General features: G+C 39.7%; 22 protein-coding genes. 5 read left to right on the forward strand and 17 right to left on the reverse strand.

Annotated elements, in window-relative coordinates; translation table 11 throughout:
• Window positions 1–239 precede the first annotated feature (239 nt).
• Window positions 240–2,855: a helicase-related protein gene (locus tag LOS79_RS24025; protein ID WP_315412915.1), complete on the forward strand. Its 2,616-nt coding sequence runs from the start codon at window positions 240–242 to the stop codon at window positions 2,853–2,855.
• A 267-nt stretch (window positions 2,856–3,122) separates the two neighbouring features.
• Here LOS79_RS24025 and LOS79_RS24030 read toward each other — a convergent pair whose 3' ends face one another.
• The 6 genes from LOS79_RS24030 to LOS79_RS24055 form a co-directional block, all read right to left on the reverse strand.
• Window positions 3,123–3,410 carry a hypothetical protein gene (locus LOS79_RS24030; RefSeq protein ID WP_315412917.1) on the reverse strand — a complete coding sequence of 96 codons (288 nt, stop codon included), beginning with the start codon at window positions 3,408–3,410 and terminating at the stop codon, window positions 3,123–3,125.
• Between the two features lie 256 nt (window positions 3,411–3,666).
• Window positions 3,667–4,161, reverse strand: a complete 495-nt coding sequence (locus LOS79_RS24035) for a helix-turn-helix domain-containing protein (protein ID WP_315412919.1) — start codon at window positions 4,159–4,161, stop codon at window positions 3,667–3,669.
• Between the two features lie 165 nt (window positions 4,162–4,326).
• A complete protein-coding gene (locus LOS79_RS24040; protein WP_315412921.1) occupies window positions 4,327–4,722 on the reverse strand; it encodes a hypothetical protein in 396 nt (131 codons plus the stop codon).
• A gap of 24 nt (window positions 4,723–4,746) precedes the next feature.
• Window positions 4,747–6,189 (reverse strand): transglutaminase domain-containing protein, encoded by a 1,443-nt coding sequence (locus LOS79_RS24045; RefSeq protein WP_315412923.1) that lies wholly within the window; start codon window positions 6,187–6,189, stop codon window positions 4,747–4,749.
• The gene (locus LOS79_RS24050) at window positions 6,186–7,310 is read right to left on the reverse strand and encodes a hypothetical protein (protein ID WP_315412925.1); all 1,125 of its coding nucleotides are present in this window, start codon (window positions 7,308–7,310) and stop codon (window positions 6,186–6,188) included. Before LOS79_RS24050 ends, LOS79_RS24045 begins: the two co-directional genes overlap by 4 nt.
• 13 nt (window positions 7,311–7,323) lie before the next feature.
• A complete protein-coding gene (locus tag LOS79_RS24055) occupies window positions 7,324–7,776 on the reverse strand; it encodes a hypothetical protein (RefSeq protein WP_315412927.1) in 453 nt (150 codons plus the stop codon).
• Between the two features lie 144 nt (window positions 7,777–7,920).
• On the opposite strand from LOS79_RS24055, the gene LOS79_RS24060 reads away from it, so the two are divergent.
• The 4 genes from LOS79_RS24060 (at window position 7,921) to LOS79_RS33120 (ending at window position 10,960) form a co-directional block, all read left to right on the forward strand.
• A complete protein-coding gene (locus LOS79_RS24060; RefSeq protein ID WP_315412929.1) occupies window positions 7,921–8,310 on the forward strand; it encodes a helix-turn-helix domain-containing protein in 390 nt (129 codons plus the stop codon).
• 952 nt (window positions 8,311–9,262) lie between these two features.
• Entirely contained in the window at window positions 9,263–10,192 is a 930-nt protein-coding gene (locus LOS79_RS24065) for a ParB/RepB/Spo0J family partition protein (RefSeq protein ID WP_315412932.1), read from the forward strand.
• A gap of 2 nt (window positions 10,193–10,194) precedes the next feature.
• Window positions 10,195–10,746, forward strand: a complete 552-nt coding sequence (locus tag LOS79_RS24070; protein WP_315422423.1) for a phage integrase N-terminal domain-containing protein — start codon at window positions 10,195–10,197, stop codon at window positions 10,744–10,746.
• Window positions 10,747–10,834: 88 nt separating this feature from the next.
• Entirely contained in the window at window positions 10,835–10,960 is a 126-nt protein-coding gene (locus LOS79_RS33120; protein WP_397386686.1) for a helix-turn-helix domain-containing protein, read from the forward strand.
• Window positions 10,961–11,249: 289 nt separating this feature from the next.
• Here the strand turns inward: LOS79_RS33120 and LOS79_RS24075 are convergent, their stop codons facing one another.
• The 11 genes from LOS79_RS24075 to LOS79_RS24125 all read right to left on the reverse strand — a co-directional run bounded on the left by LOS79_RS24075 (window position 11,250) and on the right by LOS79_RS24125 (window position 20,761).
• On the reverse strand, window positions 11,250–13,505 hold the full coding sequence (locus LOS79_RS24075) for a hypothetical protein (RefSeq protein ID WP_315412934.1): 2,256 nt from the start codon (window positions 13,503–13,505) through the stop codon (window positions 11,250–11,252).
• 349 nt (window positions 13,506–13,854) lie between these two features.
• Complete coding sequence (locus LOS79_RS24080) at window positions 13,855–14,172, reverse strand: tyrosine-type recombinase/integrase (RefSeq protein WP_315412936.1); 318 nt, start codon at window positions 14,170–14,172, stop codon at window positions 13,855–13,857.
• Between the two features lie 59 nt (window positions 14,173–14,231).
• A complete protein-coding gene (gene xerC / locus LOS79_RS24085) occupies window positions 14,232–14,978 on the reverse strand; it encodes a site-specific integrase (RefSeq protein WP_315412938.1) in 747 nt (248 codons plus the stop codon).
• Window positions 14,979–15,458: 480 nt separating this feature from the next.
• Complete coding sequence (locus LOS79_RS24090) at window positions 15,459–15,644, reverse strand: hypothetical protein (RefSeq protein ID WP_315412940.1); 186 nt, start codon at window positions 15,642–15,644, stop codon at window positions 15,459–15,461.
• An 8-nt stretch (window positions 15,645–15,652) separates the two neighbouring features.
• Window positions 15,653–15,850: a hypothetical protein gene (locus tag LOS79_RS24095; RefSeq protein WP_315412942.1), complete on the reverse strand. Its 198-nt coding sequence runs from the start codon at window positions 15,848–15,850 to the stop codon at window positions 15,653–15,655.
• A gap of 6 nt (window positions 15,851–15,856) precedes the next feature.
• Window positions 15,857–16,177: a hypothetical protein gene (locus LOS79_RS24100; RefSeq protein ID WP_315412944.1), complete on the reverse strand. Its 321-nt coding sequence runs from the start codon at window positions 16,175–16,177 to the stop codon at window positions 15,857–15,859.
• 39 nt (window positions 16,178–16,216) lie between these two features.
• Window positions 16,217–16,933 carry a helix-turn-helix domain-containing protein gene (locus LOS79_RS24105; RefSeq protein WP_315412946.1) on the reverse strand — a complete coding sequence of 239 codons (717 nt, stop codon included), beginning with the start codon at window positions 16,931–16,933 and terminating at the stop codon, window positions 16,217–16,219.
• Window positions 16,934–17,074: 141 nt separating this feature from the next.
• Window positions 17,075–17,494: a hypothetical protein gene (locus tag LOS79_RS24110; protein WP_315412947.1), complete on the reverse strand. Its 420-nt coding sequence runs from the start codon at window positions 17,492–17,494 to the stop codon at window positions 17,075–17,077.
• A gap of 30 nt (window positions 17,495–17,524) precedes the next feature.
• On the reverse strand, window positions 17,525–18,001 hold the full coding sequence (locus LOS79_RS24115; RefSeq protein WP_315412949.1) for a M48 family metalloprotease: 477 nt from the start codon (window positions 17,999–18,001) through the stop codon (window positions 17,525–17,527).
• A 345-nt stretch (window positions 18,002–18,346) separates the two neighbouring features.
• Window positions 18,347–18,787, reverse strand: a complete 441-nt coding sequence (locus LOS79_RS24120; protein WP_315412950.1) for a hypothetical protein — start codon at window positions 18,785–18,787, stop codon at window positions 18,347–18,349.
• Between the two features lie 36 nt (window positions 18,788–18,823).
• A complete protein-coding gene (locus LOS79_RS24125; protein WP_315412951.1) occupies window positions 18,824–20,761 on the reverse strand; it encodes an ATP-binding protein in 1,938 nt (645 codons plus the stop codon).
• Window positions 20,762–20,903 lie beyond the last annotated feature (142 nt).

The raw sequence follows: 20,903 nt of genomic DNA on the forward strand, positions 1-20,903 counted from the left end.
CTTTACTGAGCTTATGTTTTAGAGAATGTAGGACGCATAAATCCAAGCTTGCTCTATTGTAATAGAAGCGGACTATGAAGCGATCAGGATTTGCACTAGAGAGCGCCGGGAATAGGGAAGACATTTTACCGTATACAAAATTCCTATGCGGGAGAAGACAGTACTGCAAGCTGCAAAGAGACACGCGATTCCAATCTTACAACACTAGAAGGAAAGGGAATGATGAGATGGTAGTTCAATTGGAGCAGAGAGATGTGTTAGTGTTACCCCAGACCATTGATATCAATGTTTTGCAATATGCTGTTGTAAAGAAATTCGAAACCCATGATGTGCTGTATATTTATGATGATGTAGGGACGGGTAAAACGATCCAGGCAGGCTTGATCATCTCTTCCTTACTACAAAAGAAATATCAGCAGACGCTGAACATCCTTATCATTACTTCCAATAATGTTGTTGGCCAATTCTATAGTGAGCTATCAGAAAAGTTTAATCTCGAACCTACTATAGATGTAGAGGCTGCTCCTGCCACGGGCAGTCAACTAATCAAAATTATTAATAATCATAACTCAAATATAGCCAAGCAAATAGAGCTCCAAAATAAAAGAAAAGGGTTTAAATGGGATTTAATAATAGTGGATGAAGCGCACTTGTTTATTAATGGTGATGCGAAAAGAACAGCGGTTTTAGCGAAGCTTAAAGCAAAAAAGGTAGTATTTATGACTGCGACTCCTGTAAGAAATGATTTCAATAACATTAAGATTTATCCCCGCCTGGCTGCCAGCATCCTTAACCTTCCTCCAGACTCAACGGATGCTTATCGCTTAGAAGGAAAGTATAACGAATCCACCTTTTCCATTGAAAATGACAGTCATCTGCCGCAAATACTTGCCTTGGATATTGATTCTCCGGTATCGAGAAATTTCAAAGAGGTCATGGATATAACCAGTGCGAAGAAGGAAACTCATCCGCTTCTTGAGCCTAAGAAAAGAAAGGTGGATATCTGGAGATATAGAGATAAACGATCAAAAATGGAAGATTTAAAAGCATTATTAATAAATATTTTAAGAGACGAGAATGAACCTGAGAGCAGATTTGTGATTTTTTGCAGATATAAGGAAAGTGTAAAGGATGTGGAACAAGCATTCGCTGGAACGGAGCTTAAATCCGTTGTATTAACGGGAGACACCGATATTTCATACCGGAAGCGGCAGTTTAACAATCTTAATAAAACCCTCCAAGAAAACACAGCAGCCAGCGCAGCCGATAAGCTCCCGGAGGTAGTAATTATAACCTCTGGCATAGGAGAAGTAGGGTTGAATTTGCCGGGCTATAATTATGCAGTTAATTATGATATACCGGTCTCTTCCGCGATTGTGGAGCAGCGGTTTGGCAGAATTGACCGTTACACCAATCACTTCGATGAAATCCACAATGTATTCCTGTTGCCTGATGAGAATATAAGCGATACCAATGCGCTCAACTTCATTGCCTGTATGGGGAATTATAAATATGATGTAACGCCTGCCATTCCGGCTATGAATGTTATTCTAACAGATGAGGTTCTGAGGGAATTAGCAGAGCGAAGACAGCTGCAGCAGGATTGTCTTCAAGATGCTATGAAATGTCTGGATACACGGGAACCGAACTTTATGAATGAATTAACCAAGATGTACAGACTATTTATCGACTATAACCGCCGGCTTACAGACATTTATCAGTATTTTATAGAAGAAGAAATCGGAAAATATAATTTCTTTAATACAGACTCGAATGATCAATATCTGACTGATCTAATCTACGAATCCTTTTGTAGAATGGATAGTGAGCTAACACTTGAGCAGTTTTATTCTATAATCCATAGACTTCTTAATGAAACAATGAGAAAGAACAAAGACCGAGATTTCAATATCCCTGAGTCAGGCAAGGTCTTCTATAAGACGGTTGATCTGGAATTACATAATAATAACCTTAAGTATCGGACCCTGGACTATCACAGATTTGCTGATATCGAGGCTTGCTCCCCTGTTGAAATTGCTGGACATATCATGAATAGCCAGATATATCTTAAGTTGGAGCAAGAGTGTAAGCAGGTAAGGATTACCCAAAAGAATCTGGATAGTTTTATGTGTGAGTTGAATCTATGGTGTGAAAAGATGTTTGAATCTGGTCTACCACTTCTGGCTTCATCATTGCGGAACAACAAATGGAGGGCACTCGTAGAAAAAATGCTGGACAAATATAACCTGGAATTTGAGGTTGAATATGTGGTGGCAAGAATTTTTAATCATATTCCCTACGGAAGACTGGTCAAGAAATTCACGGAACATGTGAATAGGATGCTTTGTCTTAGTAGGCAAGATGGGGAGTTGGCGTGGAATTGCATTAGAGGGCTATATATTTATGATGAAAATAATCCGTCCTATTTCTATGTTGGAGGCATCAAAGTTGAATTCTTCAGCGAGAAAGAGTTAAGTCCCTATCGGGAAAGATGGATTCCTCGCTTATTTTATATGACCTATACTAGAAAAAATAATAAGTATTCGGTAGAGGCCTCACCATGGTTGAAACTGCTACATCTGGTATGCCGAGAGTGGGATTTGGATTTTAATCCAGGATATTCATCGTTAAATAAATTGTTAACCAACAATAATTATGACCCAAGAACCTTTTCGCAGTTTAGCCTACTATTTTTCATTCGAGAAAACGGAGAGTTTTACTGCTCGCATCCATTTAACTCTGGAATCAAGACGTATCTTAAGTCCCTTAATTACAACTTAGTTGAATCTAACGATGTAACCGATTTATCCTCACCAATCTATCGCATTATTAAAAGTTCGCTAAATATATCATAACTTTGTCCAAAAGGAGCACCCCTTATGATCCAACTCGATCTCATCTCCGATATTCATCTGGACTTTTGGCTTAGCGTAAGGGGCCGGATCAAGAAGATAATCTGCAGGAAATTGACCTATTGATGGAAAGACTGCTCCCTCAGGAGATTTCGCATGTGCTTGTAATTGCCGGGGATCTGGGACATCGCAATAAACAAAATAATGATATGCTGCACTTTTATGGAGAGGTCAACCCAAGAACATGACCTACCTTTAAAAAGGCAAACGCTATATTATTTCCTTTAACTTCTTAAGAAAATATGGACTAAACACATTCTTATCTATGGCGTCTTCGAACAACGTCAATAGTTCATCTTCGCTAAGATCTAGGGGTCTTGGAATCATTCGATCGTTGCCATTCTCCGTTTTTTTGTAATATGCAAATCTGATTTCATCATTACCAGATGATTTGACCCTGATTGTTTCAAGCGCGGAGATGGCATCACCATTATCTACTCTTCCTTGTCCCAAAAGATCGCAATACTTCGTGCTTTTAAGAATTTCTTTATTTCCCATGTAAGGATAACCCCCAATAAGGTTTACTTCATCTTTAATAGCGGAGTTTACAATTACTAAAGATATTATACAAGATAATAGGGGTTAGATACGAGAATATGTGTCGATTCTTAAAACCAACCGATATCGGTAACCAAGTGCTATTCAAAGCGCCCTTAGCGTACCCTAATTTCTTTTATAAACATAAATCTCGAAGTCCTAAACCGTTAAACCACTAATGGTGTTCTCCTTTCCCATAAGGATGTCTCCAATCATTTTAGTTTAGACGCTGAGCCTTAGTATATTCACTTTCAACTTCATCAAGTGCAAGAATAAGAGCATGGTATCGTCGTTGTGCATACATCCTTCGTATCTCTAAATCCTGGGGCCTATCTTTATAGTACAGACTCTTAGTAGCAGTCTCTTCAAATACCTCATCTAAATGCTTTTTTATGTCCGCTTCTTGGATCTCTAAAACAGTCTGAATAAATCGAATGGTTTCACCTGATAGATGTATCTCATATCTGGTACCAACTAGCCCTTGTTCAGCATCTCCCCTTTTTGTTGACAACGGAGTAAGTAATGGCCCTCTAGGAGTGATATTCGCTGCGCCCATCCAATCCCTTAGAACATCTTCATGGCAGAAAACTCGGTTCCCTACTTTGATATGTGGAACCTGAACCATTCTTACCATCTCATAAATCTTCCCCGTAGATACACCCAGTATCTCCGACACTTCCTTCACAGTTAGTGTTACCTTCTTCATATTCATACAAATCCATCCTTTCGAAAGAATCTTTCATCCCTCATTTGCTGAGCGGAATTCTCTACTTTTTATATACATTTCAATACCTATAACAAAAGCTCTCTACAATAAGAGAGCTTCAGCATCATCAACACTATTGCTACCGCATATCAACCACTTTAAAAAACCAAATCATTCACTATATTTTTTAACACCATCTGGACTTGTGAAAATTAGACTAATCATATCTCTGTGCTTATCTCCATTCGCGATTGAAAATTTTGTACTTAGGCGACCACCCTCATCTCTTGTATTGTATGTCAATCCAACAACTTTATATTTTCGGTTTTGACCAAATGGATATTTGTAAGTGCATGAGGAAAAGAAGTCATTATTGAGTACTTTAATCTGGTCCATGGAGATGATGTGCTGCAGATCCACCACTTCAAACAGACAATACTCAGGGGATTTAGCTGAGATATACCTTTCGTTATCATGGAGAAACGGGGTATCCACTTCCAGAATGAATTGCTCACCTTCTTCGTTCTCAATAACCATTGTATCGACGGTGCTGATTATTCTTTCCATTCTCTTTTATAGCCTCCCTTTACTTTAGTACAATTCTTCCCTGATTTTCTGATGCTCCAAGGCAAACATCTCAGAGCTAGGATCGAAATAACGGTTTGAATGTTGGAACACAAACTTGTTCGTGATGGACGATAGATATCCGGCATCCCAAGTCGTATCTTGAATAATCCATTTTCCGTCAGCATACGTTTCTATCCAGGTGTGCAGAGAATCCACGACCGAAGTGTCAATCGCATTCGTTTCCCTAATTCCCTTTACGGTGCCTGTATAAATTCGCGTGGGAATTCCTATGGCTCGATTAAAAGCTGCCGTCAAATGCGCGTAACCATTACACAGCGCTTTTTTATTTGCCAAGGCTTCCATTGCAGTTTTAAGCTGGATATCGCCTGAAAAATATGCATCCGCATCATAAGCGATATTTTGGGTAACCCAATCATGAATGGCTTTGGTTTTATCGTAGTCATTCGCTTTCCCTTCCACTATACTCCTCGCCAGCCCAATTACTTCTGGATCATCACTATTCACGTAAGATGATGCAATTAAGTCAGGGGATCGTTGATCTGAATTCATCACGGTGAAACCCGCATAACCATGGGCCAATAATTGCTCCCGGTTTCCAAAATCGACGTCAGTACTACCCGACCCTTTAGGTTTAATACTAACTACATATTTACCTGGTCCATTGTGAAGATAAATCTTCGTATTCAGTCGGCCATTTAGAGTATCAACACTTTGGTAATAGAGTCTCTCACCATTTTGATTGACGGTAATTTCAAAATTAGAATCGGTATTAAATTGTGCGGTCAAGGATATCACACTTGCATTAGTCAACGTTTGAATCTGAGTAAAAGGAGCAGGCTCAAGATCACTCCGACCACTACTGCCTGGCACGGGGCAATTTGGACTTGGATAGGACGGTTTGTCACTTAAAGATTCGAGTTGCTTCTTCATTTTCTTGATGAACGTAATGGCCTCCGCACGAGTGAGTAAGTCGTCTTTGCCATAACCATCAATGGTTGGTGATGTCTTACCCCTGGACATCCCCTCATTAAGTAAGAATTGTATGGACTGATCCTCGGAGCAGTTAAAACCTTGCGCAGCAGCAGTTAGCGAGGCAACCTCTCCTCTAGTCATTGGACGCTCCTGTGAGGTGTAGTAACCCCATCTATGCAATGCATATGATCTTGTTTTGGAGTCCCATGGCTGATCTTTATCTGTAATGAAACTACTCGGATCCTCGTAAGCCTTGATCAGTATTGACACAAACTCCTTAAAAGTGATCGTCTCATTCGGCCGAAAGCTCCCGTCTGGATAACCGCTTATGATGCCTTGTGCAACACCCCAAGCGATTTCTTCATGCGCCCAATGCTTGTCTGATACATCTCTAAACGAAGGAGCACCATAGGCAACAGTTGCCAACAGCACCCAAATGAGTACTAGTAGGGGAAGGGAACGGAACATCTTCATGAAAGACTTCCTCTCTGAGGTGCTATGAAATGCACAGATTGATCGGTATGCATATTCAGCGCATAAAATTTTGCTTCCACATAGTCAATCCATAAGCATGTTCCAGAGTTCACATGATGAAGAACCTGCTGCTGCTCGGCTAGAATTGACGTGTTAGTCTGATGACTGTAATTTTCAACATCTTTAGTATCGAAGAGTATATGATGATGGATTGGCAGCACGCAGAGCGGATTAGGCTCATCAATTGTGAGTACAACAGTGAAATCGAAGTTCTTCCAGTCCGCCCTCCTGAGAAGATGCTGTAGTGCTCGCTCGAACCATCCGCCATAATTGCCATCTATTATGAGTTCGTTAGGAATATCGATATGGAAAATAAAATGATGTGCCGATTCCAGCGCCGAGAACAAAGCAGGAATGTTGTACATCTCCCAAATCGTTTCAAAAAGCAGGAGAGCCTTCTCCTGAAGAGTCAACCCGGTTGGAATTTTACGAACGAATCCCTCTTTGGTTCTTAACCACGGTTTTTCACCGAAGCTTAGCATATATTCATTTAGAAAATCCCGGTGCGGACTTAATTCGAACTGATCTGCGTAACCCTTAAGCGGGCTTGCTGAATTCCGGTTATAGGAAGCGCCGTTTGGAAACAACGCATCCACCGAATGACCATGTACCCTGCCAAGCATCTCCATATAGGTCCTAGCGAAGAATGAGCGTCCTTGCAGGGTGGCCTCGCCGAAATCTCGCATCTCGCCGTCCAGATCAAACTCCCGATCCGGGATAAGCTCAATGTCCCTTAGTGCTCCGCCGAGGCAGTATTCTTTTCCTGAGTCCATCTCATGGTCGAAGTGAATGCGATACACTGAAACGGGATCATGAATAAACTGCTCCCGGCATAACGCATCAATTGTCTTCAACCGATCCTTTTTTTGACCCCCAATAAACAGTACACGGTTGTTAGACTGGCTGCGATCTGAGGATTTCAAGGACCAACTCCACACAAAATCAGCCTTCTCTGTATCATAGAAGTTTTCTGCAATCTTAACTGGGCCAATATGCCGGAAATACTTATCTCCATGATCAGGTCCCGAGATAAAATCCTTCTGTATCAGTTCAGGTTTCAAATACTCCTCTGCACTAGCCGTTTCTGCAATACTTCTGTGCACCTCCTTGCCGGTATATAGAGCGGGTTTTTGAGGATAGGAACATGGCCTTGCGTAAAGCAACAGTCTCCTTGATGAGAAAGTAGGAGGACAAAAAAGCACCCTTGATTAACATCAGGACCAACCCAAATACAAGAACCATAAAGAATATGACAGGTCCGGAATCAGCATTGCGACTGCGGTTTGCGAAATAGTCCCAGAAAGAGAATAGCAACCAACCTGCAGTAGCACTACCGATTAGAATGGCCGGTTTGAAAATGCTGTACCTGAGAGACAGAATAACAACCACCCAGACCCAACCCCAAGCATTGTCTTTATTAATGATCCAAGTCACAAGCCAAATAAGAATTACTGCCCATCCGAACCACACCGATAACTTAAGCTTCTTAATAGCTTTGGTCTCGCTAGATGTATTCATCAAACTCAATAAGCCCTCCATATACTAATAAATAGAATTTTTAAAAGTTATAAATAGAAATTATCCCTTATATGTATTTTTTTCAATATATAAACTTTTAAGGGTGTTCATACTATCATTCCTTATCTCTAATGTTTGGGTTGAGGTGATAATATGATCGATTCATCTAAACATGATGATGATGTATATAGTTTTATCCGTCTTATTGGGGAGCGCATAAAGAGCATACGTCGATCCAGGGGACTAACCCAAGAGGAACTTGCCGAGAGGGCTGGTATTAAATCCTCATATGTGACGGGTATTGAAACCGGAAAGAGAAACTCGTCATTGAAAACAATTTCTAAATTACTAACCGCTCTAGAAGTAGAGCCGTGGGAGTTGTTTAACTTTAGTGAAATTGAAAGTGAGGAACTACACGAGAAGAGAACGAACGTAGAGTTAATAAAGGCGCTATTATTATCGAGAGAACTACATGAGATTAAGCTCATTCAGAAGGTTACACGACAAGTGTTTGATACCATTGATCATTCTAACGGGAAGTAAAATATATATTGCGGCAGTTATTGAGTGGATTCTACTCAATAACTGCGGCTAATAGCCTCATTCACTGCTGGCAATGTTTCTCTAATAGACATTTTGCCCCCTAAATTACTCGTTAAGTAACCCATATTATTTCGTAATAGCCAAACAAATCAAGCACTTTAGTATTGCGGCATTAACTGCGGCTAATTGCCGCAGTTAATGCCGCAATACTCTTCCAAGTTCAAAGTACGAAAAAGGTTCTTGACAATATCACCTTATGCTCTTAGTATATGACTCATAAACTATCTAATTCATTCTTCATCCCTTGACATGAGTCTTATGGGAATCTAATTCTAATAACCTTTGAACGTGTTAATATGTTTTTAATGAGCTCTGATGCTACTAACTATTTATAATTGGCTTTAAGCCCTAATGGATGATTTCAATTTCCATTAGGGCTTTTTTGCGTTCAAACCTTCCGAGGTAGGAATGCCAATTACAGTCTAAATATTCAAGGCTGAGGGATCTTCTTAATGATTCTTTGGTCTTTTTATATATATGTTACCTAGAAGGCAAAATATCAATTTCCGATTTTATCGGACGATCCAACATCAGACCAAGGATCACCCCGGACGCTTGCGACCGGAGTTGGTTGAAACAAGTGATCCCGAATAGTATGGATACGCCCGTCCGCCATTCTGACTCAAGGGCTAGCAGGCAACCACAATACTTTTTCATGTTGCCGGGAGGCGAGCCCATAACGGCTCACTTATGTCTCTGATACTACTCAATTCAAAAAAATAACAGCGAGCTTTAATAAGAGATGTACTTGAACTTGGTTTTTGTTAAACCCGCTCCAAGTAAGCTCTCCGGCCGCTGATTATATAGCTCCTAGTTAAAGATAGCCGAAAGATATCAGCAATGCCATTGGAATAAGTCTGACTATTTTAACTTCTTAGAGGAGGTCTAGTACATGTTTGAAACAAGAATGATTTGTGATTTAACCGTACACCCGAGTCATGATAAGGTGATTTCGGAATGCACACCTCTCGCTATGCAATCTCTTGAGTTGAGTGTCCGTGAGGAAGGAATCTTATGCCCACTAATTATCAATCAGCATAATCAAATTATTGACGGTACTACAAGATGGTTGATAGCCCAGAAGTTGGGTATTCATGAGGTGCAGGTTTATATAATCGATTCCGATTCCAATTGTAACTCTGAAGAATTCCTGCTATTTACGCTAAACAGATCTAGAAGGGATAATGAACACGATCTTATTAAGCAAGCTAAAATCGTTAAAAGGCTTTATGAGATTTACGATATCAAAAGAGGTAGGAAATTGGGACACGGTGACTCAAAAGATGCAAAATATGTAGCAGATCTTCTTAAATATAGTCAAAGGAAGATAACTAGGCTATTAAGACTTCTTCAGCTAATTCCTTCTATTCAAGATTTAGTTTCTCAAGACAAAATTGGAATTAGCATTGGAAACGAGATTGTATCTAAACTTAATGAGGAGCAGCAACATGCTTTTTACAATGTTATTACCAGATTAGATATTAGAAATATGGGAAGACAAGAAATTTATACCTTGCTGGAACAATTTAAGAATGACCTATTACAACCTATTGGTGCGACTTCAGAGGAGGACTTGGAGATCACAACGTTTGATGAAGTTATCAGAGCTTCTTCCGGCGAGCATTTCCCGTTAGTTATGAAAAATCTTTCTGAAGTTCCAGTCGAAAATATTATCAAAGACATTGTAAAAATCTATCATAACACCACCTTTTGCTACGAAGAAAAGCGTTATCCGATAAGTAAACAAAATCATATGAAACTAATTGCAAGCGTTGAAACTTTATTGGGCTATCTCATGGATAAGGTGGGATCCGTAAATTGAATATGATTTCAGGTCCATCACCTTTGGAAGCACAAACCAAAAAACTCTTTAGGCATATCCGTACGGGTAGTTACAAAACCAGGGCTCAATATATGGGCAAATGTCTTAATTTTGCACGATTCTGTCATAACACTTATAAAGTCAGTAACATCCGAAACATTAACACTGATCATCTAGCAGCCTATATTGTGACCCGACAAAAAGATAATATTGCTGGAACAACAATCTGCGATGATCTTTCGGCTATTCGCTTTCTGATGGATCATGTTTCTAATCCACGCAATCAGATTTCAACCAATGCTGAAATCGAAGAACAGTATGATCTACTGTTGGGTAATGAACCTTTAAATCCGGGTAATCGCGCGTGGGCAATCAATGAATATGAGACATTCATCCATAGTTGTGAAAATATTAATGCTCATAATCCCATTGATGTATCTGTTCTTTGTATTAGCATGGGGTTACGTATTACCGAGGCAGTTGCCTCGACCAGATCGCAAGCAGAATATGCACTTCGCACTAGAGAGTATCAAGTCAAACATGAGGCATGTTAATTCCTTTCTTTACATCTTTTTAAAAATTGGAGGACTCATAATGGAACCAACTCTCTTGACTATAGATTAAGCGAGAAGTATTTTAAGGGTGGGGCGTAACGTAATGTATCAACTTATTAAGCAAGGACTACCCCACGCAAAAGTAGGTAAGCAAATTCGTATACCCAGAGAGGCACTATATAAATGGATTGAATCCAAAATGTTTGTCTCTTGATAAAAAGCGTTCCTGTAAATACAGGGGCGCTTTTTATATCAGGACTTACTTGCCTACACCCGCTTCAATTGTTCCGCGAAATTAATTTGTTGTTATCTTAATGTCTATGATATGCACGCAACAACCATTCTTAATTTACATTTTCTCGGTATATCCGCACATCTGACTTAACTTAGAAACGCATTGAATGAACTGGTTGCGAGTGCAGAAGGCAGTTGAAGTACACTAGAGGAGAAACTACTCGCCTAGAAGAATGTATAGTCGGCTATTATCCGGATTTTCGTTTTGGTTAAAAACTGCCTTTAGAATAGCAACTTTTCCGAAGTTGATCTAAAGCTACTAGATCCACACTATCTAAACAAAAATCTTGTTGAAGTCGCTCGACTTGTTCCTGGAATGGTATGACTAACTTCCCATATGAGGAAACTTCCAGGCTCAGAAAGCGGTATTCTTTACTTAGTGGATTTTGATGAATTAAATAATCAATTGTTTCAAGAGACTCTTTATATCTCCCTAACCTTTGAAGAGCAAGAGCTCTTGAATCCAAGAGTGTGTTCTGACTCGAAACAATAAACAAGTCCCCATCTGCAATGATACTGTAAAAAGTCCGCGATTTTTGAGTATCTGTATATTCCAATGCATCTCCAATGAGTAAAGACGCCCGGCAATAGTTACGATTATTAATCAGTATAAGTATTTCTAATTTATCTTTCCTCGATAGTCTAGTATTACTTACTATCCGTGGAACGTACTTTCTAAGTATCGCTTCCAAAGGACTACAATACTTGTCTTGGCTGTAGGAAGAATACACCGCAAATTTACCGTTTAAATGTAAATAACTTAAACAGATGAAACAAAATATAATTTTTTGATATGTCGTCAGGGTTTCAATTTGTTGGAGCACGAATAAGTTGATGTTGCTTCTGACTTGTCTCCTGTTTAGTATCCGTTCCCCATTGTTCCTAAGGTCTAGTTGAACTAATGCATGCAAAGCATTGGATCTCAGCTCAAACCCCCTCGAATTTGCCTCGCGTTTTAACAAATCAATGACTTTTACTTCATTCATGTCTGAGAGTTTAGACAGCATATCCAGAATGACCTTCTTACTGTTATCATCAGCATAAAGTTCATATTCTCTTAGCAGAATCTTTACTAATACTGGGGAGGAACCTATATTATTAAAAGTGATTATGCGGTGAAGAATATTAAGGTATTTAATGTTACATCTATTTTCAGAAAACTGGATATCGATAAATTTGTGAGCCAATCTGTACCGATGTTCTTCTCTGTATTCCATATTTCCTTCATGAACTATATTTCTAGTAACGCTATCCTCCAACTCAGGTGAAAAGGTGAATGCATCATTGAAATATTCAATCCCTTCCTCTATCTCCACACCAGCTAGTAATTTGCCCCAGTAAGCGTTCATTGTCGGTTCGTCATAATCTGGAAAATCGAATTCAGTCGGAGGCACTGACTGTCTGTCGTAAGCTGTAGAGGGTTGGTGGGAAAAACCCAAAACCCTTCTAAGGGGAGTATTCGGAAGTTGTGAAATGCTTAATCGGTTATCAGACTTGCAAATTTTTTCGAACAACTGACACATGTGCTCATATAAGCCTATAATTTCATTAGTTGATAAACCATCTAATCTATTATATAAGTCAGCCAGAGGGAGGGGTCCATCGATATGCGCACAAATAATATTTCGAACATGACGGATTTGATCGATCCGCTGCAACATTCTTGTCTTTAACTTAGCTTCTTCAAAGAGATCTATAGCTTTTTGGATTCCATATTTGCTTACGATAGTATCCATACCATCCATTTCTTGAACTGCTCCTGCTTGTATGGGTCGGGTAAATAATATATCCGAAAAATTGATTACATCGACGACTACGAGAGTCTTGACGGCACTTATTAACTCTCTCTGTGTTAGTACTTTTAATAACGCAGATTCATAATCTAAAATAATTCTAAGTGAATTAATCATGGCAGGCTTAGTCTGAAGATCACCCAGATGTATCATCCCCCCCGTATTAAATCGGGTTAATGCCAGAATATCATTTCCTAACCTAGGCGAATTCTCCAGATCGTGCTTTACGGAAACCCCCTGGATCAACGCGGCCTCGTGAGGGTCAAGAGTAATTGATGTTTGATGGAACGGGTCTAACTGTGCCGCGATTTCGTCAGCATGCTGAATAAAAAAAAGCAAACTATCTTCTTGAATTTGTCCCCAATCCTCTATCCGCTCAAAAAAATCTGCATCTTTAAAGTGCCCTGCGAACTCGTGGCGCAGATTTGACATGTATTCTACATAAAGCTGGAATAATGCATTTAATTCCCCTTTTACCTTCTTGTATTCGAGTGGAGAACGAACTCCCTTCAGATCATTGTTAAAACCACGTGCGAATGTAATAAAATCAGGTATTCGCATTAAAATAAGGCGTGCAATAGCACGCTTAAAAAAACTTCCGATTTTTAGTTGGAGAATAGCTTCGGCAATTTTCATACTTTGTAAGGCATAGCGCATCTTATCTCTTTTCATTTCGCTACTTCCTGACTCCTTTTTTTGTTTCAGTATTTAAGCAGGGTTATGCTTTTCAACTGACTCTTCCCAAAAATCTTGCTTGAGATCCCAGATTCTGCTTGACGAAATCTTCTTGTGATTTATTCTCACGCTTCTTCTGCCGGTGGAAGAAAATTGTTTTGTAAAAAACAAAAACCCGAATCCGAAGACTCGAGCTTTTGTAGGTTCATTACAAACCTTAATTTTTACCTTACGATAGTCGCTCATTACGAGCTTGAATGACATCATATTACCTTCAAATCCTCTGTACGTCAACTCAAATTAGCAGTTGATACAATATCCTCGATCTATAAAACTAATCCCAGAGTTAATCCTTATCTCTCCCAAGTGCTGTACTCATCACATTGATTGTTTTCTCATGCGTTTTATCAAACCGGTGAGTATAGATCTTGTTTGTTGTAGCCAAATCAGAATGCCCTAACGCTTCCGAGATTGCCTTTAAGTCAACACCCGCTTCATAGAGAATACTTGCAAAAGTATGACGCAAATCATGAAGTCTAATTTTAGGCAATGCATTACGCTCTAAGAATAAGCCAAATTGCTCGGTCAGCGTATTCACACGATACGGCTTTCCATTGTCCTGGATATAAACATAGCCACTATCAATGTACTCATCTCCCAGCATCTACTTGAACTCTTCTTGGCGCTCTCTGGCCTTGTTAAGGACCTCAAACAGTTCATCCGTCATATAAGCACACGCTTGCTCTGTTCCGTCTTAGGGGCTTTTACGATCTCCTTACTGCCTGCGCTAGTACGAACCTCTGCTATCTGAATGCTTCTATCCTTGAAGTTAATGTACTTCCATTGAAGACCTACAATCTCTTCACGTCTAAGTCCCAAATAACCGGCCAGATATACGGGTAATTCAAGCTTGGTGTCTTTTACTCTGTCTAACAGAATATTTAATTGATCCCGGGTATAAGACTGGCCTACAAACCGTTCTTTCTTAGGAAGAGTTACAGCGTCCGATACGTTACGATGCACAAATTGCTGCTTCAGGCCGTAATCCAACGCTTTACGAATACAGGCATGATGTTTATGTACAGTATTTGGAGAAAGTAGCTTGTCATCCATTAGATATTTATAAGATTGTTGGATGTGTGCAGGTTGCAGCTTTTGTAACTCGAAGTTACCCAAAAAGGGGATAATATGCTTATAGATAATATTTCTGTAACCATAAATGGTTGTCTCTTCGCAGTTATACTTTACGTAGTTCTCTATCCAATGCTCAAGAAATTCGGAGAAGGTCATTTTTGTCGTCTGGACCAATAAATTACGTTGCTGATTATATTCAAATTCATTCAATAACTTCCTAGCATCGGCCTCAGAGGAAGCGGACGTATATTTCCTAATTCGTTTGCCTTTACTATCTGTACCAAAATCAAATGTAACCCGAAATTTGGTTCCAACCGTGGTGATGCTCCCTACCATGCTATCATCTCCTAATTCACTTTGCCGTAGGGGATTCCTCTACCTACGGTTAGGATAGCATGCTGTAAGATATTTTGTTAATAGATAGACCTGTAGCCAAATGGACTACAGCTACCCTCAAAAATCATGCAGTTAAAAGAGTGTTGGCTACAATTTGGCTACAAATCAGACCTGTATAAGTAAAAAACCCGCTCTGGGAGCGGGTTTTAGGATGGAGCCGAGGGGAGTCGAACCCCTGTCCGAAGATAACGGCACATAAGTTTCTACGAGTGTAGTCACGGATTTGATGTCACCCTAGAAGCCCCTATTGATAAACATTAAGCATCATTTCTTCTCAATGCATCTATCTTCTATGCGGCATCTACTTCCTACGCATAACTAATCTTAAATATTCTAAATCGTACTCAAATGTCTTATGAAGCTCCGACAAGTCATATTGATTAAGATATGAGATTATGCTCTCTAACGTTGCAATTCGCATCATATAGGAAAGATCCCCATAGTATCAATATCAGCTAAGACCCTTCGCTGCTTTTCCAACTCCACCATCCTTTCAATAACTTCCTTAAAGCCTCTTAATGATTTTTCATTTCTAAATTCGATTGGCCTTTCAATATCAACATACATTAACTCCTCTTTATATTCTTGAAGGGTTTTATATCGCATTTGCTCAGCTAAATCTGCTCTCCTTTGATCTGGGCCAAGACGAACTTAGTTCTCCAGGCAACGAATGTTTCTTTGGGTACTCCGAGTTCAGTTGAGCCGTCCCACTGATCCATGTGATGCTCTACAATAAGTTCATGCATAATATCCTTGAGTGACTTACCATATTTCTTTTCTATTTCTTCTTGGTATTCTTTATTTGTCTTCATGCACACTCACCCGTTAATGAGATTTCGTAATTCATTCAATGCTGACTTCGTGAAGTTAGCAACAAATGCTTCGACATCAGCTACTTCTTCTTTATTAAACTCCAATGTTTGTACTGCAACGACTGCTTTTCCATTTTGAATATCAGCTAGCTCAGTACTACCTTTCTTAATCCTATGATAATTGGTTCCACCATCTTCATAGAGCAGTACTCGATGAACAAAGTCGCCTGGATAGTATGTAATACATTGATAGTACATCATTCGAATGTTGTCTTCTGTAATTGCACTTTCTAACGCTTTAATTGTCGCTGAAGTATAAAATCCCATCGAAGTTCTCCCTTAATCCATTCTCGATATTTAATTCAATCAGAACTCCTCTACACTCACAGTACCACTGCTAATGAGCGCCAACTCCAGCTTTTCTCTATCCTTAGTAGATAAAACAATCTTCATTCTATTGCTTTGTCCTGGATAACCCAAGATACCCTCAAACTGATTTCTCACTTCCTTATTCTTGAAAATATAGATATAATCATATCCCTCAAGAAACGGGAACGAATCTGATAGCTCTACAGGAAGCCTCTCCCACTGGTAAGATGCCGCTCTAAACCCTCTTGTAGGTTTAGGCGCGATGACTGGAATAAGCCAATCCCTTCCAACTTTTCTTGCTGTCCGTAGTTTGCCCCTACGAATCCATTGACGCACCGTAATATCAGATACATCATTAAGCTTAGCAAATTGATCTACTGTAAAGTAATCACATTTGACACTTAGCAGGGTAAACTCCTCTGTGGATGTAGAGGACTCTAGCTCCCCGCCTTCATCAAGGTTAAATTCCTCACAATAATAAAGTCTTAGATCTATACCATCATTGGTCAGAGCGTAGTCGTAATACCACCAGTCATCTGTTAATATTGGGAGACTACAATTTTCAAGTGCTTGTTGAAACCTTATACATAAGTTATGCATTTGTTTATATAACTCTGATTTCAAATCTTCGGGGTCTGGTGCATATTGTTCCATGTACTTTTGGAAATCTCTTTGAACGTCCGCTTTGTTATGACAATACCATTTCTTAAACAATTCTAAGCTTCCTCTCATACACTCACCTCAAATTTGTATTTATGCAATACACTTTCACGCTTATTAATAATGTATCGCATCAATACAATCTATTCAAGAGATACATCTCTTAATAACACCTTCATAGATAAATAAAATGTATTATATTGTTAGCCGAAGAGCATCTTCAACATGAATATCTACATACTTATTTCTTTTCTTCCCTTCCAGAGCTGCCCAAACAAAACGGACTTCGTTCCCTTCCTCATCTACGCTCCACAGAGCATACGGGTCCTCAACAATTGCTCTAAGCCCAATTTTATCAGAGTAATCATGCAAAACGTTATCCGAAGCATGCTTATGACCAATAGTTATCAAATCGCCCTTCTTCAGTTCACCATTTGTTTCATAGAGTAATTTATGTAGCCCTTCTAATAAGTTAACGATCTCTTTCCTGTCTACAGAGCCGAAGTAAACCAAATCATTATTCGAAACATTTAATTTTATAGACATAATATTATTATCATCTGTGGTTGCAATCGATACTATGTCATTATTATGCAAGGAAATACGTGCATCCATTATTATTCATCCCTTCTACTTCCATCGCCTTCATCTTACTTTAGCGATGGATGAAAAGTAATCCCTAAGTAGAGCTTGATGCTCCTGTAAAAAGGTAGTACAGAAAGGATTCTTCTCTTCAAACGATGTTCCCTTCATAACTGCTACAGAAAAGCAATCTGCAAAAACTTCGGCTAACATTTCGTCTGAGCACGGCTTAAACGCTCCTCTTACGGCTTCCTTAAATGAGCTCGGTACAATTGTTAAGCCCTTCGTCATATGCACTTGAACTACATGTCCTAACTCATGCATGAAAATATATTCTGGGTTGGAGCTGCTATCAAGATCATTCTTATAAATGACCACTAAATGAATATGCGGGAAGTATGCTGCGTTCATGCTTCTGTTCCCATACGGAACAAAATAGAAGCGAATAGGCACACCGTTAGTATTACGAGCAATAAATCGTCTTACCCCAAAACACTCGATTATTTGAAGTAAGTTTTGAGCAGCTGTCATTTTCAACATTGCTCGTTAGATTCATGGAGTTCATCTAAATCTTGTAGTAAGTTTTTCAATAACTCAGTCTGCTTCTCATAATCAAAAACCGTTACATAAAAAAATAGAAATTCTGCAACAAAACAAGATAATCCCCTTTTAGGCCCTACCATCATAAATGGAGTAGCTACACTGACCTTTAATTCAATCAGGAATTGTTGAAATATACTATGATACGAGCTGTTACTCTGCTTACTCTCTGATCGATTAATAAGAAGTGAAATGAGTTCCCTCTGGGAGTATAGTGTACCCTGCATTAACAGCTCATAAATCTGGTTATCCATCAAGACACCCCTGCTTATTTTTGATAATAACTTAACTTTTCTGTGCTTGCTTTCTAGCCCATTCCATCCCTGGAATCGCTGCTTCAAGGACAGCCGCTACCCAAAGCAGTTCGCAAGTGTCCAATATGAGTCGAGCTAGAGGTAATTTAGTAAACTGGCGCTGCCGCACAACTATCGCTTCCATTAAGTTTTTTTTATCAAGTTCACCTAACTCTGGTATCTTCGATAAGAACTTAGCAGCCAGTATACCATTAATCCTCTCAAGCTCCTCGTTTGCCTCTTCCAACGTTAAACGATATTGTTCCCAGTCGATATCTAGGCCTGAAATATAGAGTTGATCTGCCTCGCGCTTCGCTACCCATTGTTCTCCGTGTTCATTTTCAAAGTACCAGTAACTATGTTCCTGTTCTCCCAGTGCCCACGTTGGGGCGTTATCACGTTGTAATCTGAGCTTTACATTTGTTGTTTTCATTTGTGCTCTCCTCTATTATAAAATCATTATTCCGTACTACGCAGTTTCTGTATCTTCGAACAAAAGTTCCTGATAGGGCTCATTCAGCACCTTTTGGACAATGGTCGAGTCAGTATATCCTTTATACCGATCATCTAGTTGCTCCTTGAGCCGCATTAACCGCTGATTAGCTGTACTTACCAGTTGTCCAAAAGTAGTCGCCTCAATGCGACCCCGCTCAGGATTATCACCAACTTTACGGATTCGGGTTATTTTGGAATCAATTTCATGACCTACAACAAATGCGTTAATGAATGGTGTACCACTTAGATGACCCGAATTAAGAAGGTCCTCTACATAATGTCCCGCCTGATCCATCTCATTGCGCCCTATAGCAAAGCCGCCTCGTTTCAATTCAATAATTAGTATTCGCTTCATCTTCAACAGAGGGCTGTCATCATCGAACTCTTCTGAACAAATAGCAGATAGCGTTGCATTTTCCACAATAATGATGTCAGGACGATTACGCGCATTGTAAAATGCATCCTTGCTTACTTTCCTTTGAAACAACTTACTCATGGCCGACGTGAGCGACACATTGGACGTATAATGCGGAGAATCGAACTCTGGCCCAAATAACCATCGGGCTTGAAGAACCAGTGGATGTAATGTCTTCAGTTCATCTGTCGTGGGATCTTCTGAAAATCTGCCTAGAGCTTCAATTACAAGCAAACGCTTATCAATTTCATCGAGAACAACCAGGGCATCTTTAACACTCCAATCATCTAAAAGCCGATTCAACCCTTCAACATCTTCTTCAGATAACATAGATAGCTTGTGAATCAAGTTAGCTCCACTTCTCGATTTTTCAAGCTGAATAACAGCTTGTACCGCTGCTGACAAATGCTCTTGATTGATCGTCGGCTGTTCTTCTGTCAATTGCTCGACAAAATGGGACACCTCGACCCTTCCAAGAGCATGTAATTGAGATAGTTCCGTTCGATGCTGGTACAGTACAGCGTGCTGCGTCTCTTGAATCCTGTCCTTCATTGAGTTCTTATAAATAGTCTCAATATTTGATGCCACAATTCGATAGACCTCATCAATTAGCGGCCATTTCTTGAATGCCGACCAATCAGGCATAACTGCATCAAACAAATCATTCGTTTTGACAACAATGGTATGTCGTTTTGCGAAACTCGTTCTGCCGTCGATAGAATAATCACCCAGTGTCCAACTTGGTTCACCAACCAGTCTATTGCCAACCCAAAAAGCTACTCCGTGCTGACGGGCAGTCTTCGCCGTTTTGGATGAATCGATGATCACAAGTTCGAGAGTTACATTATCGTTAACAATAATTTGTCTTGAATCAATTAGTCCTCCATGCTGCATTAGCTCAATTGAGGCACCATTCACGGTCACTTGAAATCTTGGGTCTTGCATAAATCTCGCCGAAAGTAGATCACGAACCACTTTCGGATTAGGCAAATTCCGTTCCACTTTCGCCCTCAAAGTCGTGCCGTGGCCCACTGTTTGGATACGCTCCTCACGCAAAAGAGTAAACGGCTGCTGTCCACTCGTAACCGCAACAACAAACCTTGAGCCTACTCCACTTTCATGAACAGTTTCAACAATATACTCATTTGAAAAACACAGCATACCATGTCTGCCGATACCATTCCTGCCAAATGCCCGACGATAGCCACTACCATTTTCTTCAGGGAACTTTACAATATCGCCTTGATGTTTCAGGCGATTGTAGCCAAGTGTCATCCATCGCAACTTGAAATCTTCTGGTTTAAGGCCTGCTCCATTATCTATCACTACAATTTCGTCGGAATATTCGTTTGGGATTGTAATACTAACCTGAGAAGCACCAGCATCCCATGCATTCGCCACCAGCTCTGTCAGTGCAATATCTGGTGAATTCGCAAGTGCTCCGAGGGTACGTAATAAATAATCCTCTTCAAAAAGCGATCCATGTAGATAGTCCACGTCAACACCACCTCGCTCAAAATGTTAGTATATCCAAAAATACTTCAAAAGCCCTTATGAAAAACAACAATTCCTTTTTCGTTACATTTCGACTAAATACGTTTATTTCCTGCATATGGATAAAAAGAAAAGCGCCGTAAGG

This window comes from Paenibacillus sp. MMS20-IR301 (assembly GCF_032302195.1).
In the GTDB taxonomy this organism is placed as follows: Bacteria; Bacillota; Bacilli; order Paenibacillales; family Paenibacillaceae; genus Paenibacillus_AQ.

What these genes read in the sequence shown, in the direction of transcription:
- LOS79_RS24070 (WP_315422423.1), top strand. Translation starts at nt 10,195, where the DNA reads ATGATTTCAGGTCCATCACCTTTGGAAGCACAAACCAAAAAACTCTTT.
- LOS79_RS24090 (WP_315412940.1), bottom strand. Translation starts at nt 15,644, where the DNA reads ATGCGATATAAAACCCTTCAAGAATATAAAGAGGAGTTAATGTATGTT.
- LOS79_RS24080 (WP_315412936.1), bottom strand. Translation starts at nt 14,172, where the DNA reads ATGCTGGGAGATGAGTACATTGATAGTGGCTATGTTTATATCCAGGAC.
- LOS79_RS24115 (WP_315412949.1), bottom strand. Translation starts at nt 18,001, where the DNA reads ATGTTGAAAATGACAGCTGCTCAAAACTTACTTCAAATAATCGAGTGT.
- LOS79_RS24060 (WP_315412929.1), top strand. Translation starts at nt 7,921, where the DNA reads ATGATCGATTCATCTAAACATGATGATGATGTATATAGTTTTATCCGT.
- xerC (WP_315412938.1), bottom strand. Translation starts at nt 14,978, where the DNA reads ATGGTAGGGAGCATCACCACGGTTGGAACCAAATTTCGGGTTACATTT.
- LOS79_RS24045 (WP_315412923.1), bottom strand. Translation starts at nt 6,189, where the DNA reads ATGAAGATGTTCCGTTCCCTTCCCCTACTAGTACTCATTTGGGTGCTG.
- LOS79_RS24065 (WP_315412932.1), top strand. Translation starts at nt 9,263, where the DNA reads ATGTTTGAAACAAGAATGATTTGTGATTTAACCGTACACCCGAGTCAT.
- LOS79_RS24110 (WP_315412947.1), bottom strand. Translation starts at nt 17,494, where the DNA reads ATGGATGCACGTATTTCCTTGCATAATAATGACATAGTATCGATTGCA.
- LOS79_RS24075 (WP_315412934.1), bottom strand. Translation starts at nt 13,505, where the DNA reads ATGAAAAGAGATAAGATGCGCTATGCCTTACAAAGTATGAAAATTGCC.
- LOS79_RS24100 (WP_315412944.1), bottom strand. Translation starts at nt 16,177, where the DNA reads ATGGGATTTTATACTTCAGCGACAATTAAAGCGTTAGAAAGTGCAATT.
- LOS79_RS24095 (WP_315412942.1), bottom strand. Translation starts at nt 15,850, where the DNA reads ATGAAGACAAATAAAGAATACCAAGAAGAAATAGAAAAGAAATATGGT.
- LOS79_RS24040 (WP_315412921.1), bottom strand. Translation starts at nt 4,722, where the DNA reads ATGGAAAGAATAATCAGCACCGTCGATACAATGGTTATTGAGAACGAA.
- LOS79_RS24035 (WP_315412919.1), bottom strand. Translation starts at nt 4,161, where the DNA reads ATGAATATGAAGAAGGTAACACTAACTGTGAAGGAAGTGTCGGAGATA.
- LOS79_RS24120 (WP_315412950.1), bottom strand. Translation starts at nt 18,787, where the DNA reads ATGAAAACAACAAATGTAAAGCTCAGATTACAACGTGATAACGCCCCA.
- LOS79_RS24030 (WP_315412917.1), bottom strand. Translation starts at nt 3,410, where the DNA reads ATGGGAAATAAAGAAATTCTTAAAAGCACGAAGTATTGCGATCTTTTG.